The organism is Mesorhizobium sp. XAP4 (genome assembly GCF_029269325.1).
Classification (GTDB): domain Bacteria; phylum Pseudomonadota; class Alphaproteobacteria; order Rhizobiales; family Rhizobiaceae; genus Mesorhizobium; species Mesorhizobium ciceri.
Window position 1 is genome coordinate 131,311 of sequence record NZ_JARIXW010000005.1, and the last position, 14,834, is coordinate 146,144.

General features: G+C 62.6%; 13 protein-coding genes and 1 pseudogene. 11 read left to right on the plus strand and 3 right to left on the minus strand.

All coding sequences use genetic code 11. The annotated features are described in order from the left end of the window. Positions 1-120: 120 nt before the first annotated feature. The gene (locus P3C39_RS22000; protein ID WP_275954390.1) at positions 121-1,017 is read left to right on the plus strand and encodes a metallophosphoesterase; all 897 of its coding nucleotides are present in this window, start codon (positions 121-123) and stop codon (positions 1,015-1,017) included. Between the two features lie 12 nt (positions 1,018-1,029). Here P3C39_RS22000 and P3C39_RS22005 read toward each other — a convergent pair whose 3' ends face one another. Continuing rightward, positions 1,030-2,280: a cellulase family glycosylhydrolase gene (locus P3C39_RS22005; RefSeq protein ID WP_275954389.1), complete on the minus strand. Its 1,251-nt coding sequence runs from the start codon at positions 2,278-2,280 to the stop codon at positions 1,030-1,032. Between the two features lie 57 nt (positions 2,281-2,337). Here P3C39_RS22005 and ybgC point away from each other — a divergent pair, with 57 nt between their 5' ends. The 10 genes and pseudogenes from ybgC (at position 2,338) to ftsH (ending at position 12,879) form a co-directional block, all read left to right on the plus strand. Continuing rightward, complete coding sequence (gene ybgC / locus P3C39_RS22010; protein ID WP_013529144.1) at positions 2,338-2,808, plus strand: tol-pal system-associated acyl-CoA thioesterase; 471 nt, start codon at positions 2,338-2,340, stop codon at positions 2,806-2,808. Positions 2,809-3,207: 399 nt separating this feature from the next. Further along, complete coding sequence (gene tolQ / locus P3C39_RS22015; protein WP_013529145.1) at positions 3,208-3,918, plus strand: protein TolQ; 711 nt, start codon at positions 3,208-3,210, stop codon at positions 3,916-3,918. A 10-nt stretch (positions 3,919-3,928) separates the two neighbouring features. Then, the gene (tolR, locus tag P3C39_RS22020) at positions 3,929-4,381 is read left to right on the plus strand and encodes a protein TolR (RefSeq protein ID WP_023811855.1); all 453 of its coding nucleotides are present in this window, start codon (positions 3,929-3,931) and stop codon (positions 4,379-4,381) included. Between the two features lie 7 nt (positions 4,382-4,388). Continuing rightward, positions 4,389-5,546, plus strand: a complete 1,158-nt coding sequence (locus P3C39_RS22025) for a TonB family protein (RefSeq protein WP_013529147.1) — start codon at positions 4,389-4,391, stop codon at positions 5,544-5,546. Between the two features lie 40 nt (positions 5,547-5,586). Continuing rightward, positions 5,587-6,897, plus strand: coding sequence for a Tol-Pal system beta propeller repeat protein TolB (tolB, locus tag P3C39_RS22030; protein ID WP_013529148.1), 1,311 nt, complete (start codon positions 5,587-5,589; stop codon positions 6,895-6,897). A 39-nt stretch (positions 6,898-6,936) separates the two neighbouring features. Continuing rightward, positions 6,937-7,313, plus strand: a pseudogene (locus P3C39_RS22035) (four helix bundle protein). A 244-nt stretch (positions 7,314-7,557) separates the two neighbouring features. Then, positions 7,558-8,064: a peptidoglycan-associated lipoprotein Pal gene (gene pal, locus P3C39_RS22040; protein ID WP_013529149.1), complete on the plus strand. Its 507-nt coding sequence runs from the start codon at positions 7,558-7,560 to the stop codon at positions 8,062-8,064. A gap of 220 nt (positions 8,065-8,284) precedes the next feature. Further along, on the plus strand, positions 8,285-9,394 hold the full coding sequence (ybgF, locus tag P3C39_RS22045; RefSeq protein ID WP_027162518.1) for a tol-pal system protein YbgF: 1,110 nt from the start codon (positions 8,285-8,287) through the stop codon (positions 9,392-9,394). Positions 9,395-9,451: 57 nt separating this feature from the next. Further along, positions 9,452-10,825, plus strand: coding sequence for a tRNA lysidine(34) synthetase TilS (gene tilS, locus P3C39_RS22050; RefSeq protein ID WP_275954388.1), 1,374 nt, complete (start codon positions 9,452-9,454; stop codon positions 10,823-10,825). A gap of 125 nt (positions 10,826-10,950) precedes the next feature. After that, positions 10,951-12,879: an ATP-dependent zinc metalloprotease FtsH gene (ftsH, locus tag P3C39_RS22055; RefSeq protein ID WP_013529152.1), complete on the plus strand. Its 1,929-nt coding sequence runs from the start codon at positions 10,951-10,953 to the stop codon at positions 12,877-12,879. Between the two features lie 246 nt (positions 12,880-13,125). Here ftsH and P3C39_RS22060 read toward each other — a convergent pair whose 3' ends face one another. Beyond that, the gene (locus P3C39_RS22060) at positions 13,126-13,578 is read right to left on the minus strand and encodes a hypothetical protein (protein WP_275954387.1); all 453 of its coding nucleotides are present in this window, start codon (positions 13,576-13,578) and stop codon (positions 13,126-13,128) included. 241 nt (positions 13,579-13,819) lie between these two features. After that, entirely contained in the window at positions 13,820-14,653 is an 834-nt protein-coding gene (locus P3C39_RS22065; protein ID WP_275954386.1) for a hypothetical protein, read from the minus strand. Positions 14,654-14,834: the final 181 nt, after the last annotated feature.

Consider the following 14,834-nt stretch of genomic DNA (forward strand, 5'->3'; position numbering starts at 1 on the left):
ATCTGTGAGCGGCCTGCGCAAAATATCCTCGGCTTCGCCGGTTTGCCGGCTTATTCGTCGGCTCTGGTGGCGGTGCCATCCCGGGGCAGTCTCGCTCCGATGGTTTGCCGGAGCCATGCAATGATCACCAGACGCGGATTCCTGCGCTTCATCGGCGGGTCGGTTCTGTCGGTTGCCGCGTTCAGCGCCTATGCGGCCGGCATAGAGCCGATGCTGCTGACGCATGTGAAACGCTATGCGCTAACGCCGCCGCATTGGCCTGATGGCCTGAAGCTGCGCATCGTCGCGCTTGCCGATATCCATGCCTGCCGGCCATGGATGACGCCGGAGCGGATCGCCTCACTTGTCGAAGACGCGAATGCCCTGCAGCCGGACGTGATCGTCCTGCTCGGCGACTATATCGCCGGCATGTCGTTGGTGACCGGCCCGGTGACGCCGTCGCAATGGGCCTCCGCCCTCTCAAACCTCAAGGCACCGCTCGGCGTGCTCTCGATTCTCGGCAACCATGACTGGTGGGCAGATGGCTTCGCGCAGCGCGCCGGGGCCGGCCCGACCGTAGCGCGCAAGGCCCTGGAGAAAGTCGGCATTCCGGTGCTGGAGAACGATGTCGTGCGCCTGGAAAAGGATGGGCATGGTGTGTGGATTGCCGGGCTCGCCGACCAGCTCGCTCTGCTGCCGACCAGGGACCGCGCCGGCTTCACGGGGCTGGACGATCTCGACGGCACGCTGGCCAAGGTCAGCGACACCTCGCCCATCATCCTGCTTGCGCACGAGCCGGATATTTTTCCGAAAGTGCCGTGGCGCGTCTCGCTGACCCTGTCCGGCCACACCCACGGCGGACAAATTCGGCTGTTCGGCTATTCGCCGGTCGTGCCATCGCGTTTCGGCAACCGCTACGCCTATGGCCACGTCGTCGAGAACGATCGCAATCTGATCGTCTCCGGCGGGCTCGGTTTCAGCATATTGCCGGTGCGTTTCGGGATGCGGCCGGAAATCCTGTCGATCGACCTTGGCTAAATCCAGATCGCCTCAGTGAAGCGATTTGATCGCGTCCATCACATCCGGCTCGGCCTTGTCGCCGTTGAAGGCATCGACGATGCCGAAGGCGCCGCCATAGCTCCACACCGACCATGAGAAGCCATGTGCTTCGGCACGCGCGATCATGTCCCTGACATAGGCGGCCCGATACCCAGCGGGCATCACATAGGAATTGCCGTATTCCTGGCGGATCATGCCGAACTCGCCCAGCGTGATGTTTCCAGGCTTGACGCCGTTGGCCCTCGCCCACGCCTCGACCTTTTCGAACGGCGCATCCATCAAGCCGAGCAGTCTGTCGGGGGTGTCCATGCTGGCGACCTGTTCGTCAAGATAGGCAAGCAGGCCGCTTTGCCGCGTCCATGGCGCCTCGGCCTTGATCCTGGCGCGGATGGTGTCGAGCGTCACGTCGAGCTGTGCCTTGGGCACCGCACTCAGCGGATAGGGCAGGCCAGTCACATAGGGGATGAAGTCTCCGGCCCAGGTTGCGCCCTGATGGGTGAGCAGAAACGGATCGTAGGAATGGAAGGTCCAGATGACGTTGTCGTCCGGAATCGTCTTCGGGTCGATCTTTTCCAACGAACTCGCGGCGGAATAGCAGGCGCCGGTCAGCACCAGGGTCAGTTTCGTCGCCGAGGATCGCGCCGCCGCGAACAGTTTGCGCTGGCGGTCCGGCCACAGGCTGGTGCCATCGCTGTCGCAGTCGACGATCGGTTCGTTCATGGGCTCGAAGGCGACCTGGGCGGGATCTTCGCTGGCCAGCGTGCGGGCCATCTTGCGGACCATCTCGACATAGGCGTCGAAGGTCCGTGGGTCGCCCATCACTTCAGCCATTCCGATCTTGCGGCTGCCGCCGGCCGGGATCAGGTGCATGTCGACGATCACCTTGAGTCCGGCGCGGTTGATCATGCGCACCGAGTCCAGCACGCTGGCATAGAGATCGTCACGCAAGGCCACGGTCTGGTCGGACAGAAAGGGCGATGGATCGACCGGCATGCGCAGGAAATCGAAGCCGGCATCCTTCAACGCCTTGAGGTCGTCCTCCCCAAGGAATTTCCGCCACTCCGGATAGGGCAGGATGGCCTTGGCGTCGCCCCACTGGTCCTCGCCGGGCCAGGTGACCCACTGGTCGAGATTGAGGCCGCGCTTCATCGAGAATGTCGCGGTCTGGCCAGGCAGCGCCAAAGCCACCAACACGAACAGCGCCGCCGTCAAACTCTTGATCATCGCCGTCAACAGTGCCATCCGATGTTATGTTCCGCGGGAAACTGGTGCCTCGCTGGGACTAAAAAAGGAAGCGCAATGGGCGATCATGGTGAATCGGCGACGCTGCTGGCCGGGCTTTCCGGTGCGCTGACGGCGTTCGGCCACCGGCTGATGGCGCGAGTCTACTATGCCGACACCGATTTCTCCGGCGTCGTCTACCATGCACGCTATCTCGAATTCTTCGAACGCGGCCGCTCCGACTATCTCAGGCTCACCGGCGTGCATCACACAGAGCTTGCCGACGGCAAGCATGGCGAAAGAATAGTCTGGGTGGTGCGTCGCATGGAGATCGACTTTCGCGGCCCGGCCCGCATCGACGACATCCTGACCGTCGACACCCGCACCGAGGAGATTTCCGGCGCGCGCATCTTCATGGCGCAACAGCTCAAGCGCGGCGACGAGGTGCTGGTCGAGGCCAAGGTCGAGGCGGCGATCATCGGCGAGAATGGCCGCCCAAGGCGCTTTCCCAAGGAATGGGTGGCGGCATTCATGCCCCGGATGGGATGATATTCAGGTGATGCCGGCCTGCAAACGGTGATTCCCTGCGCTTCCGGTGCTCGGGTACTTCAAGTACCCTCCGCTCCGGTTCTCGGAAACCACCGCTTTCGGCTCGGCCTGACCTGAATCTCAACCCATCCTGACTTCGCGCTTGGATGATGGCGTTACAACTGTGCGGGCGTGGCAATGCGCCGCGCCTTATATACTAACCCATCCTTAACCATAACGGTTCATGAAGAGATTGGTGAAGATTGGCGTTATCGAACGCCTTCCTTTCACCAATATTTGCCCTGAAAAGGCCGACAACGGCACAGTTTGGGGTTGTTCCGGTAGCTTCGTGCGAACCGACCACAAGGGATGCCAGGGGCCAGCCGCCAGCTTCGCCCGGAAAATCTTAAGGACGTAACGATGGAAAATATCGCACTCGCCGATCCGGGCGCGCAATTGTCGGTTTGGTCGCTGTTCGTTTCGGCCAGCTGGGTGGTCAAGCTGGTCATGATCGGCCTGCTCTGCGCCTCGGTCTGGACCTGGGCGATCATCGTCGACAAGCTGGTTTCCTATGCCCGCATGCGGCTGGCGCTCAACCGGTTCGAGCAGGTGTTCTGGTCGGGGCAGTCGCTGGAGGAGCTTTACCGCACGCTCGCCGATCGCAAGACCACCGGCATGGGCGCCATTTTCGTGGCGGCCATGCGCGAGTGGAAGAAGAGTTTCGAGAAGGGCGCCAAGTCGCCGCTCGGCCTGCAAACCCGCATCGACAAGGCGATGGACCTGGCGCTGACCCGCGAGATGGAAAAGCTGGAAGGCCGCCTCGGCTTCCTTGCCACCACCGGCTCGGCGGCACCCTTCATCGGCCTGTTCGGCACCGTCATCGGCATCATGACGTCGTTTCAGGCGATCGCCGGCTCCAAGAATACCAGTCTCGCCGTGGTTGCGCCGGGCATCGCCGAAGCGCTGTTGGCGACGGCCATCGGCCTGCTCGCCGCCATTCCCGCCGTCATCGCCTACAACAAGCTGTCGTCCGATGCGAGCAAGATAGCCGTGCGCATGGAAGGATTCTCCGACGAGTTCTCCGCCATACTCTCGCGCCAAATCGATGAAAAAGTGGCCCCCAAGGCCTGAGGAGTAGCAGATGGGTATGTCCATGGGCATGGGAGGACGCGGCGGGCGCGGCCACAGGCGGCGCGGCCGTCACCATGCACTGATGTCCGAGATCAACGTCACGCCGATGGTCGACGTGATGCTGGTGCTGCTGATCATCTTCATGGTCGCGGCGCCAATGCTGACGGTCGGCGTGCCGATCGACCTGCCGGATACGCAGGCTAAGGCGATGAATGCCGACACGCAGCCGATCACCGTCTCGATCAACGCCGCCGGCCAGATTTACCTGCAGGAAACCGAAATCCCGATCGAGGAACTGGTAGCCAAGCTGCAGGCAATTTCCAAGACCGGCTATGAGGAGCGCATCTTCATCCGCGGCGACAAGTCCACCGACTATGGTACGGCGATGAAGGTGATGGCCCGTATTTCGGCCGCCGGCTACAAGAACATCGGCCTGGTTTCACTGCAGGAACAGGACCAGTAGACGCGCGATGAAGACCGGCCTCACCACATCGGTGATCTTGCATACGGCGGCGCTGACCTTCGGCCTGTTCACGCTGACGGCGCCGGCGGCACTTCCGTCGTCCGACGTCGAGTCGGTCGCGGTCGATATCGTGCCGATGGAAGCCATTGCGCAGACGTTGCAGGGCGACAAAAAGGCCGTGATGCATGAAAAGCCGGCGCCTGTGCCGACGCAGCGCCCGGACATCGTTCCGGATGCGCAGAAGGTCGGCGAGAACAGCGTCGACACCGACAAGCCGATAACGCCGGAAGCCAAGCCGAAGCCCGTCGACATGACCTCGGCTCCGCCGCCCGCGCCGACCCCGATCGAAAAGCCGAAGCCCGAGGACGTGCCAAAGCCGCAGGAGAAGCCCAAGCCCACCCCGGCAACGGAAGTGGCGCCGGCGCCGACGCCCAAGGAAGAGGTCAAGCCCGAGCCGGTCAAGCAGGCCGATCCCAAGCCGACACCGGCCAAGCCGGCGCCGACCCCGCCGCCGCAGGACAAGACCGCGGCCATCGATCCGACGCCCGAGGTCAAGCCCGACGCCGTCGCTGAAGCCATAGCGCAGGAGCCGCCCGCCGAGGCGACGCAGCTGCCGGATTCCGCTCCCGCGCCGGAAGCGCGGCCGAAGCCGCAGCCGGCGCAGGCCGAAAGCGCCAAGGCGCCGGAGCGGAAGGACGCCGACAAGCCGGTCAAGGAAGCGTCGTCGAAGCCGAAATCCGATGACAAGCAATTCAACGCCGACGAGATCTCCGCGCTCCTCGACAAGCAGAAACCATCCGGCGGCGGCGCCAAGCGCTCGACCCAGCAGGCGTCGCTCGGCGGCGACAAGGACCAAGGTCAGAAGCTCTCCAGGTCCGAAATGGGTGCCCTGGAAAGCCAGCTCGGCGGCTGCTGGACCCTTCCTGTCGGCCTTGAAGGTTCCGAGAACTTCCTCGTCGTGGTGCGGTTCAACCTGGATGCATCCGGTAAGCTGGACGGGCGCCCGGCGGTCGAAAAGTCGAGCGGGAATCGCCAGTTCGACGAAAGTGCCGTTCGTGCGGTGCAAAAATGCGATGTCACCGGCCTGCAAGTTCCCGCCGGCAAGCAGGACATCTGGGCCGACGTCCGCGTCACCTTCGATCCAAGGGAGATGCTCGGCCTCTAAGGCCCTGTCATCCGAAAATCAGTACGAGAAGCGAGAAGACATGAAATCAATCCTCAAGCCGCTCCTGATGGTCGCAGCAATGGCGATGGGCATGACCGCGGCAGGCACGTTGCCGGCGCTGGCGCTCGTCGAGCTCAACGTCAACAAGGGCAACGTCGAGCCGCTGCCGATCGCCATCACGGATTTCCAGGGCGGCGACGCGCTTGGGGCGCAGATTTCGCAGATCGTCACCGCCGATTTGAAGCGTTCGGGTCTGTTCGCTCCGATCGACAAGAGCGCCTTTATCGAGAAAATCACCAACCCCGATGCAGCACCGCGCTTCGACGACTGGAAGGTGATCAACGCGCAGGCGCTGGTCACGGGCAGCGTCAGCAAGGAAGCCGACGGCCGCATCCGCGCCCAGTACCGGTTGTGGGATACCTTTGCCGGCCAGCAGATGGCTGGCGAGCAGTTCTTCGCCAACGACGCCAATCAGCGGCGTGTCGCCCATATCATCGCCGACGCCATCTATGAGCGGCTGACCGGCGAAAAAGGTTATTTCGACACCCGCGTCGTCTTCATCGACGAATCCGGCGCCAAGAATGCGCGCAAGAAGCGCCTCGCGATCATGGACCAGGACGGCGCCAACGTCCGCTATCTTTCGGACGGCAGGTCGATCGTGCTGACGCCGCGTTTCTCGCCAAACCGGCAGGAAATCACCTACATGTCCTATGAAAGCGGTCAGCCGCGGGTCTATCTGCTGCAGATCGAGACCGGCCAACGCGAACTGGTCGGCAATTTCCCAGGCATGACCTTTGCGCCGCGCTTTTCGCCCGATGGCCAGAAGGTGATCATGAGCCTGCTGCGCGACGACGGCAATTCCAACATCTTCGCCATGGACCTGCGCAGCCGCTCGACGACGCGGCTGACCAACTCGACCGCCATCGACACCTCGCCGTCCTATTCGCCCGACGGCAGCAAGGTGGTGTTCACCTCCGACCGTGGCGGCCGCGCACAGATCTACGTGATGGGCGCCGACGGTTCGGGCCAGACCCGCATCTCCTTCGGCGACGGCGTCTATTCGACACCGGTCTGGTCGCCGCGCGGCGACCTGATTGCCTTCACCAAGCAGACCGGCGGCGAATTCCAGATCGGCGTCATGAAGACCGATGGATCGGGTGAGCGCATCCTCTCCTCCGGCTTCCAGCAGGAGGGACCGACCTGGGCGCCGAATGGCCGCGTGCTGATGTTCTTCCGCGATTCCGCCGGTGGCCCCAAACTGGTTTCGGTCGATCTGACCGGACGCAACGAGCAATCGATCCCGACGGCGAACTTCGCTTCGGACCCTGCCTGGTCGCCGCTGCTGGAGTAAGAGACGAACTGAGGAACTGGGGAATTGAAGAACTGAAGAATGGAGAAGGCGGGCGGCCACATCAAGCGTGCGAAGGATCTAGAGGTTTATAAGCGCGCTTATGTGGTCTCTCTTGACGTACATAAAGCGACGCTCGCTTTCCCGAAAATGGAGCAATACGCACTGGCTGATCAGTTGCGTCGCTCCAGCAAGGGAATCTGCGCCAATTTGGCTGAGGGATTTGCCAAGCAGACTCACTCCAAACCCGAATTCGCGCGGTTCATTTCGATGGCAATGGGTCATGCAGCGAAGTGGAGACGTGGATTTCCTACGCGTTCGACCTTGGATACATCAGCCAGGCACAACACGACGATTGGCTGCGATCCTATGCCCATATCTACGGCATGCTGATCAATCTGAGAGAAAAGCTGAAGTGAATTCTCTCTTCAGTTCCTCAATTCCCCAACTCTTCAATTCCTCTTTTCCATCTCTTTGTCGCGTTTTGGCCGTATTTCCGCCTAGGGTCCGCGCCAACTGTGGCTCATGGCCAATGGCTGCGGACGGGCAGCTTAAACCAAAATTTAACCGTGTTTCTTGAATGCCGGTTAACCCAAACGTGGTTACTGGGTGATCAACGAAATCACTCAAATTAGACCACTCGAATTACGAAGGAGAGGCGGCATGGGCCGTATTGCAGCACTTACCAGAAACCCGGTCATGATCGCGCTGGTGGCGATGCTCGCCATCGCCGGTTGCGCCTCGAAGAAGACGCCGAACAACGCGGCCGATCTTGGCCTTAACGGCGCCGGCGCCGCAACACCCGGATCGGCGCAGGACTTCACCGTCAACATTGGCGACCGCATCTTCTTCGACACGGACTCGACCTCGATCCGTGCCGATGCGCAGACGACGCTCTCGCGCCAGGCACAGTGGCTGAACCAGTACAAGCAGTATGCCATCGTCGTCGAAGGCCATGCCGACGAACGCGGAACGCGCGAATACAATCTGGCGCTCGGCGCCCGCCGCGCAGCCGCTACCCGTGACTTCCTTGTCGCCAAGGGCGTCTCGGCCAGCCGTCTCAAGACCATTTCCTACGGCAAGGAACGTCCGGTCGCGGTTTGCGACGACATCTCTTGCTGGTCGCAGAATCGCCGCGCGGTCACTACGCTTAGCGGCGCTGGCTCCTGAGGCATCATGGACCGGCGCGTCAAAGGACGCGTGGCCGTCTAGCGGTAAAAATGCAACATACTTGTGCGAAAGGCGGCCTTGGGGCCGCCTTTTTCATATCCGGATGCCCGAAACAAAATTTGGCCGAAGTCTCGGCTCCTGCTATGAGCCGAGGGCGCTTGGCTGGTCCCATTCTGATTGGAAGGCGCGAACAAGCTAACGAAATCACTGCGAGAGGCACATGCATTTGAGATCGGTTCTGAGCGGCACGCTTGCGCTGCTGCTCCTATCAGGCGTCACCGCCCTGGCTAGCGGCACCGGGGCGAGCGGCACAGGGCAATCAACCGACAGCGGCTTTACCTTCCATCTTCCCAGTATCGAATTGCCCGGCTTTTTTGGTCAAAAGAAGAAACCGGACCAGGTTCAGCTGGTGCAGTCCGATCCTACCGCTGTCACCAGCCTGGAAGAGCAGCTGCGGCAGATGAACGGCAAGATCGAGGAACTCAATTTCCAGGTCCTGCAAATGCAGGAGCAGATCCGCAAGCAGCAGGAAGATAATGAATTCCGCTTCCAGCAGCTGGAAGGTGGCGGCACGCAAGGCGGACAGCCGCCGGCGCAGAAGAAATCGGACGCCACCACCGGCACCGACAACAACGTGGCGGCGGCCCCGGCAACACGGGCGCCGGCCGATGCCGGCGCCGAGCCCGCCAACGATCAATCGGCAGTCGGCAAGACGGTCGAGGACGTCATCGTCGAATCTCCGGATGGCGACCCCGGCAAGGTTATTCCCGGTACGGGAGCGCCGGAAAAGACCTTCGGCAGCATCACCGTCGACAAGAACGGCAATGTCATCGATGCTGGCGGCAACACACAATCGACCGCGCCGGCGCAGGATACCGCGCCAGTCGCCGGGGCGGCGCCCAAGGCCGGCAAATCCGATACGGTGGTCGCGGCGTTGCCCGCCACCAACAATCCGGAAGAGCTCTACCGCAACTCATACCAGTTCATCCTCTCGGGCGACTACGGCACCGCCGAGCAGGGTTTTCGCGACCACATCGCCCGCTTCCCCAAGGATGCGAAAGCAGCGGATGCGCATTACTGGCTGGGCGAGTCATTGCTCGGCCAGCAGAAATACCGCGATGCGGCCGAGACGTTCCTTGCCGCCAGCAAGGACTACCCCAAGGCCAAGAAAGCTCCCGACATGTTGCTGAAGCTCGGCGTGTCGCTGGTCGGCCTCAAGCAGCATGACGTTGCCTGCGCCACTTTCAGCGAGGTCGGCAAGCGCTACCCCGATATTTCCAGCGCGCTCAAGGAACGCGTCAAGCAGGAGAAGGCTCTGGCTGCCTGCTGATCCTTGTCATACATGTCGTTGTCCTGAAACCGGGATCACTTTTGGGCGACATGCATCATGCTCGACACCGAGCCGGACCTTTCGACTAACCCTTTTTCGCATATCGATTTTACCAGCGGCGCTGTTGCGGCCGTGTCCGGCGGCAGCGACTCGACCGCCCTGCTCCTTCTTCTCAAACACCATCTCGAACGTAGGGCGCCGGCAACCAGGCTGCTGGCGGTGACGATCGACCACGGTTTGCGGTCCGGTTCGGCTGCGGAAGCGCAAACAGTGGCGAAGCTGTGCGCCAGGCTCGGAATTTCACACCGCATCCTGACATGGTCGGGTCCAAAGCCATCGACCGGTCTGCCCGCCGCCGCTCGCGAGGCGCGCTACCGGCTGCTAGCCGAGGCGGCACAAGCGGAAGGCATCGGCATGATCCTCACCGGCCATACCGCCGACGACCAGGCGGAAACGGTGCTGATGCGGCACGCGCGGGACGAGGGCCAAGGCCATGCCGGCATGGCCGGCCGGGGACTTGCCGGCATGGCGCCGGCCACCCTCTATGACTGGCGCATCTGGATCGTGCGGCCGCTCCTCGGCGTGCGGCGCGCGGTATTGCGCGACGTCCTGCGCCGTCAAAATGTCGGCTGGGCTGACGATCCGACCAATGTCGACGCGGCTTTCGAGCGGCCGCGTGTGCGGGCCGCGCTTGCCGGCGAGAGTGTCGAGCATGTGAAGGGCATGTTGACGCTCGCGGGCCAGGCCGCCCTCGAGCGCAGGCAGCTTGGCGCCAGCGCAGCCGGTTTGATCGATGGCTTCGCCAGCCAGCCAGCCATCGGCCTCATCCGCCTCGACCCGTGCCTGCTCTCCTCCGGTGACGAGCAGGCGGCCGTCTATGCGTTGCGCATCCTTCTGGCCACGACCGGCGGGATTGTCTTCCTGCCGGATCAGGCCCGCAGCGAGGCTCTGTTCGGTCGGCTGAGGGCTGGATTTCTTTGCGCCACATTGTCGCGGACGGTTGTCGATTCCCGGCGCTCCGGCATATTCCTGCGCCGCGAGGCGCGCGGACTGCCCGCCGCCGCTGCCGCCACCGGCAGCACCCTGTGGGACGGCCGCCGGCACATCACATTGAACGACAGCAGCAGCGCATTGTTGATTGCCCCGTTAGGCGCGGCAGCGGCGAAGCGGCTGGCGACGGGTGAAGGAAAAACCCCGTCGAGCCTGATGCGCGCCGCGCTCGCGGCCGAACCGGCGGTGTGGCAGGCCGGTGAATGCCTTGGTTTGCCTGGATATGGACTGAAGTCCGCGACGGTGGAAGCGCGGCCGGTCGTTGCCCCCTTCGGCCGCTTCCTGCCATCCTTCGACCTAGCGCCGGCGCGGGCCGTCGCCGGGCTGATTGGCGCGGCCCCGGTCCCGCCCTTGCCTTTCAGCGGCCACAGTGCCGGCTGATGGTTGCGCGAAAGCTTAACCCAGACGTGCTGTTCTGCTTGGCAAGGGGGGACGCTCTCCCTATGTTAGGCGCAAGTTTCCTCTCATGACGCGTGTCTGCCTCGCGGACGCCAACGGGACAATTGATGAATCCGAACTATCGCAACCTCGCGCTCTGGGCGATCATAGCGGTCCTGCTCATAGCCCTGTTCAATCTGTTCCAGACGCCGCAGACGCGAGGGGCTTCCAGCGATGTGCCTTATTCGCAGTTCCTGCAGGATGTCGCGGCCGGGCGGGTCAAGACGGTGACCATTGCTGGCGCTCGTATCAGCGGCACCTACACCGACAATTCCAGCGGTTTCCAGACCTATTCGCCCGGCGATCCTTCGCTGGTCTCGCGGCTGCAGGACAAGAACGTCACCATCAATGCACGGCCTGAAACGGACGGTTCCAATTCGCTGTTCGGCTATTTGATCTCCTGGCTGCCGATGATCCTCATCCTCGGCGTCTGGATATTCTTCATGCGCCAGATGCAGTCCGGCTCCGGCCGCGCGATGGGCTTCGGCAAATCGAAGGCCAAGCTGCTCACCGAAGCGCATGGCCGCGTCACTTTCCAGGACGTTGCCGGCGTCGACGAAGCCAAGGAAGATCTGGAAGAGATCGTCGAGTTCCTGCGCGATCCGCAGAAGTTCCAGCGGCTCGGCGGCAAGATTCCGCGCGGCGTGCTGCTCGTCGGCCCTCCGGGAACCGGCAAGACGCTGCTCGCGCGCTCGGTTGCCGGCGAAGCCAATGTGCCGTTCTTCACCATTTCCGGTTCTGACTTCGTCGAGATGTTCGTCGGCGTCGGTGCAAGCCGCGTCCGCGACATGTTCGACCAGGCCAAGAAGAACGCGCCCTGCATCATCTTCATTGACGAAATCGACGCAGTCGGCCGTCATCGCGGCGCCGGCCTCGGCGGCGGCAATGACGAACGCGAGCAGACGCTGAACCAGCTGCTGGTCGAGATGGACGGTTTCGAATCCAACGAAAGCATCATCCTGATCGCTGCCACCAACCGGCCCGACGTGCTCGATCCGGCACTGCTCAGGCCAGGCCGCTTCGACCGCCAGGTCGTGGTGCCGAACCCTGACATCGTCGGCCGCGAGAAGATCCTCAAGGTGCATGTGCGCAACGTGCCGCTGGCGCCCAATGTCGACCTCAAGGTGATCGCGCGCGGCACGCCTGGCTTCTCCGGCGCCGACCTGATGAACCTCGTCAACGAATCCGCGCTGATGGCGGCACGACGCAACAAGCGCCTCGTCACCATGGCTGAATTCGAGGACGCCAAGGACAAGATCATGATGGGCGCCGAGCGCCGCTCGTCGGCCATGACGCAGGCCGAGAAGGAACTGACCGCCTACCATGAGGCCGGCCACGCCATCCTCGCGCTCAACGTGCCGTCGGCCGATCCGCTGCACAAGGCCACCATCATCCCGCGCGGCCGTGCGCTCGGCATGGTCATGCAGTTGCCCGAAGGCGACCGCTATTCGATGAGCTACAAATACATGATCTCGCGGCTCGCCATCATGATGGGCGGCCGTGTCGCCGAGGAGTTCAAGTTCGGCAAGGAGAACATCACCTCCGGAGCTTCTTCGGATATCGAGCAGGCGACCAAGCTGGCGCGTGCCATGGTCACGCGCTGGGGCTTTTCCGACAAGCTCGGCCATGTCGCCTATGGCGACAACCAGGAAGAAGTGTTCCTTGGCCATTCGGTGGCACGCACGCAGAACGTCTCGGAAGAAACGGCGCAGATCATCGACGCCGAAGTGCGCCGCCTGATCGATGAGGCCTATTCGTCGGCGAAGTCCATCCTGACCAAGAAGAAGAAGGAATGGATCGCGCTGGCGCAGGGCCTGCTGGAATACGAGACGCTGTCCGGCGAGGAGATCAAGCAGTTGATCGCCGGCCACAAGCCCGCACGCGACCTCGGCGACGATACGCCGCCAAGTCGTGGCTCGGCCGTGCCGAAGTCCGGCGGCCGCCGCAAGAAGGGTCCTGAGCCCGAAGGCGGTATGGAACCACAGCCGTCGAGCTGAGTTCGGCCACCGATTTCGTCGAACGCCGCGGCTTGCTCCGCGGCGTTTTTTGTTTTTGGCGTTGGGGAGGAGTTGTCCGCGACCTCGCATCTGCGACGGTGACGATTGGCGAAAGCCTAGGTGATAGCCAATCTCCCCCACAAGGGGGAGATTGGCAACGTCGCCGCTGGCGTGCCCTCGAAGGCAACAAAAAGGCCCGCGAACCCTGCGGTTCGCAGGCCTTCTCTTCTTCAGATGTCTTGTCGCTCAGCTCTTCAGCTTGGCATTGCACAGGCTGTAATAACCGCCGCCCTTCTGGATCCAGCGAAGGCCGTTCAACGTGCCCGCGTCCTTGTTGCCATGGTAGCCCTGGAGACAGGTCTTCATGCGCGCCTTCGCGGGCTTTTCGGTCTTGAACTCGGCGGCCAGCGTGGTCGGAAATGTCACGCCCGCGGGCGCTACAGTGGGGGCGACCGCCGCGCTGGTTTCCTTTTTCGTCTGCGGCTCGGTTTTGACCGTATCCTCGCTGACACTGTCCGCTGCTGATGTCGCGCACTTCTCCTTGCGAAAAGCCGTCCAGTCCATGCCGTTCAGAGTGCCGCCTTCCTTGGCTGTTCGATAGGTCTCGCCGCATTCCTTCATCGTCAGTGCGCTTGCGGGGGCGACGCTCCAAGCGACAAATGCGGTCGCAGTCAATACCGCCAATTTCAAACCGTGCATAAGACCCTCCTGGTTGATAATAAGTTTGACGTCTTTTTGTATATGGTTTGTTCTCTATATGTTCAACCAGAATCTTTACGGACTACCGATGAGCTTGGCGGTGGGCAGTGTAGGCGAATTGATGATGCCGGCAGCCGGCGACATGCAGATGCGAGCAAGGCAGTGTGCGTCTTCGCGCAACAAAAAAGGCCCGCGCATCTTGCGATGCGCGGGCCTTTGTTTGGAGACTATGGCTAAGCGATCAGCCCTTCAGCTTGGCATTGCACAGGCTGTAGAAGCCGCCGCCCTTCTGGATCCACTTCAGGCCGCCGAGCGCGTTGGCGTCCTTGAGGACATAGTACTGGTCGAGGCAGGTGTGCATGCGGCCCTTTCCGGGGGTCTCGCTGGCATATTTCGCCGAGATCGCGGACGGGAACTTGACGCCCTTGGGCGCAGCCGTCGTCGGCTTCGCCGGCTCCTTGGTGTAGCTCGCCTCGTCGGCGGCCGGCACGGTGTCGTCATCCGAGGCGGCTGCGCCGCACTCGGTCTTGCGGAAGTCGTTCCACTTCATGCCGTTCAGCGTGTTGGCCGTCTTGGCGGCCTGATACTTGGTGCTGCATTCGGCCATGCTCAGACCCTTGCCGCCATTGTCTGCGGGAGCGGCGGGAGCCGCGGCGGCCTTGGTGGTCGCCGGCTTGGCGGCGGCAGCGGCGGATGCACCGGCGGCGCATTCGGATTTGCGGAAGTCGTTCCACTTCATGCCGTTCAGCGTGCCGGCAGCCTTCGCCGCCTGATACTTGGTGCTGCATTCCTTCGCCGTCAGGCCCTTGGCCGTGCTGTCGTCCGCCGCGGCAGCCTTCGTGGTGTCGGTCGCTTTCTTGGCATCGGCCGGCTTGGCGTCGGTCGTCGCTGCGGCGTCGGTGCCGCACTGAGCCTTGCGGAACTGGTTCCAGGTCGCTCCGGCCAGTGTCCCCGCATCCTTGGCGGCGTTATACTTCGTGCTGCACTCGGCCATCGTCAGTGCGTTGGCTGGCGCGGCCAGGAACAAGGTCACGACGGCGAGGCCGGTCAAAGTGGCAAGTCGGTGGATGAGCATAGCGTTTCTCCGTTGCAGCAGCCCATGATACGTCCCTGCAAATCAATAACGCTCAACGGTCGGTTGCGCCAGATGCTAAGTGGCGTATATATCGCCGAAAATCGGCTTCTCCCGATAAGGTGATGAAATCGTTGTCCGTTGCCTGGTTCAGAGCAAGATTTTCCTGGTGCATCCGCGCTGA

Excerpts from the sequence above, each read along its gene's own strand:
- tolR (WP_023811855.1), top strand. The coding sequence starts at position 3,929 with ATGGGTATGTCCATGGGCATGGGAGGACGCGGCGGGCGCGGCCACAGG.
- P3C39_RS22000 (WP_275954390.1), top strand. The coding sequence starts at position 121 with ATGATCACCAGACGCGGATTCCTGCGCTTCATCGGCGGGTCGGTTCTG.
- P3C39_RS22065 (WP_275954386.1), bottom strand. The coding sequence starts at position 14,653 with ATGCTCATCCACCGACTTGCCACTTTGACCGGCCTCGCCGTCGTGACC.
- tilS (WP_275954388.1), top strand. The coding sequence starts at position 9,452 with ATGCTCGACACCGAGCCGGACCTTTCGACTAACCCTTTTTCGCATATC.
- P3C39_RS22005 (WP_275954389.1), bottom strand. The coding sequence starts at position 2,280 with ATGGCACTGTTGACGGCGATGATCAAGAGTTTGACGGCGGCGCTGTTC.
- ybgC (WP_013529144.1), top strand. The coding sequence starts at position 2,338 with ATGGGCGATCATGGTGAATCGGCGACGCTGCTGGCCGGGCTTTCCGGT.
- ybgF (WP_027162518.1), top strand. The coding sequence starts at position 8,285 with ATGCATTTGAGATCGGTTCTGAGCGGCACGCTTGCGCTGCTGCTCCTA.
- tolB (WP_013529148.1), top strand. The coding sequence starts at position 5,587 with ATGAAATCAATCCTCAAGCCGCTCCTGATGGTCGCAGCAATGGCGATG.
- tolQ (WP_013529145.1), top strand. The coding sequence starts at position 3,208 with ATGGAAAATATCGCACTCGCCGATCCGGGCGCGCAATTGTCGGTTTGG.
- ftsH (WP_013529152.1), top strand. The coding sequence starts at position 10,951 with ATGAATCCGAACTATCGCAACCTCGCGCTCTGGGCGATCATAGCGGTC.
- P3C39_RS22025 (WP_013529147.1), top strand. The coding sequence starts at position 4,389 with ATGAAGACCGGCCTCACCACATCGGTGATCTTGCATACGGCGGCGCTG.
- P3C39_RS22060 (WP_275954387.1), bottom strand. The coding sequence starts at position 13,578 with ATGCACGGTTTGAAATTGGCGGTATTGACTGCGACCGCATTTGTCGCT.
- pal (WP_013529149.1), top strand. The coding sequence starts at position 7,558 with ATGGGCCGTATTGCAGCACTTACCAGAAACCCGGTCATGATCGCGCTG.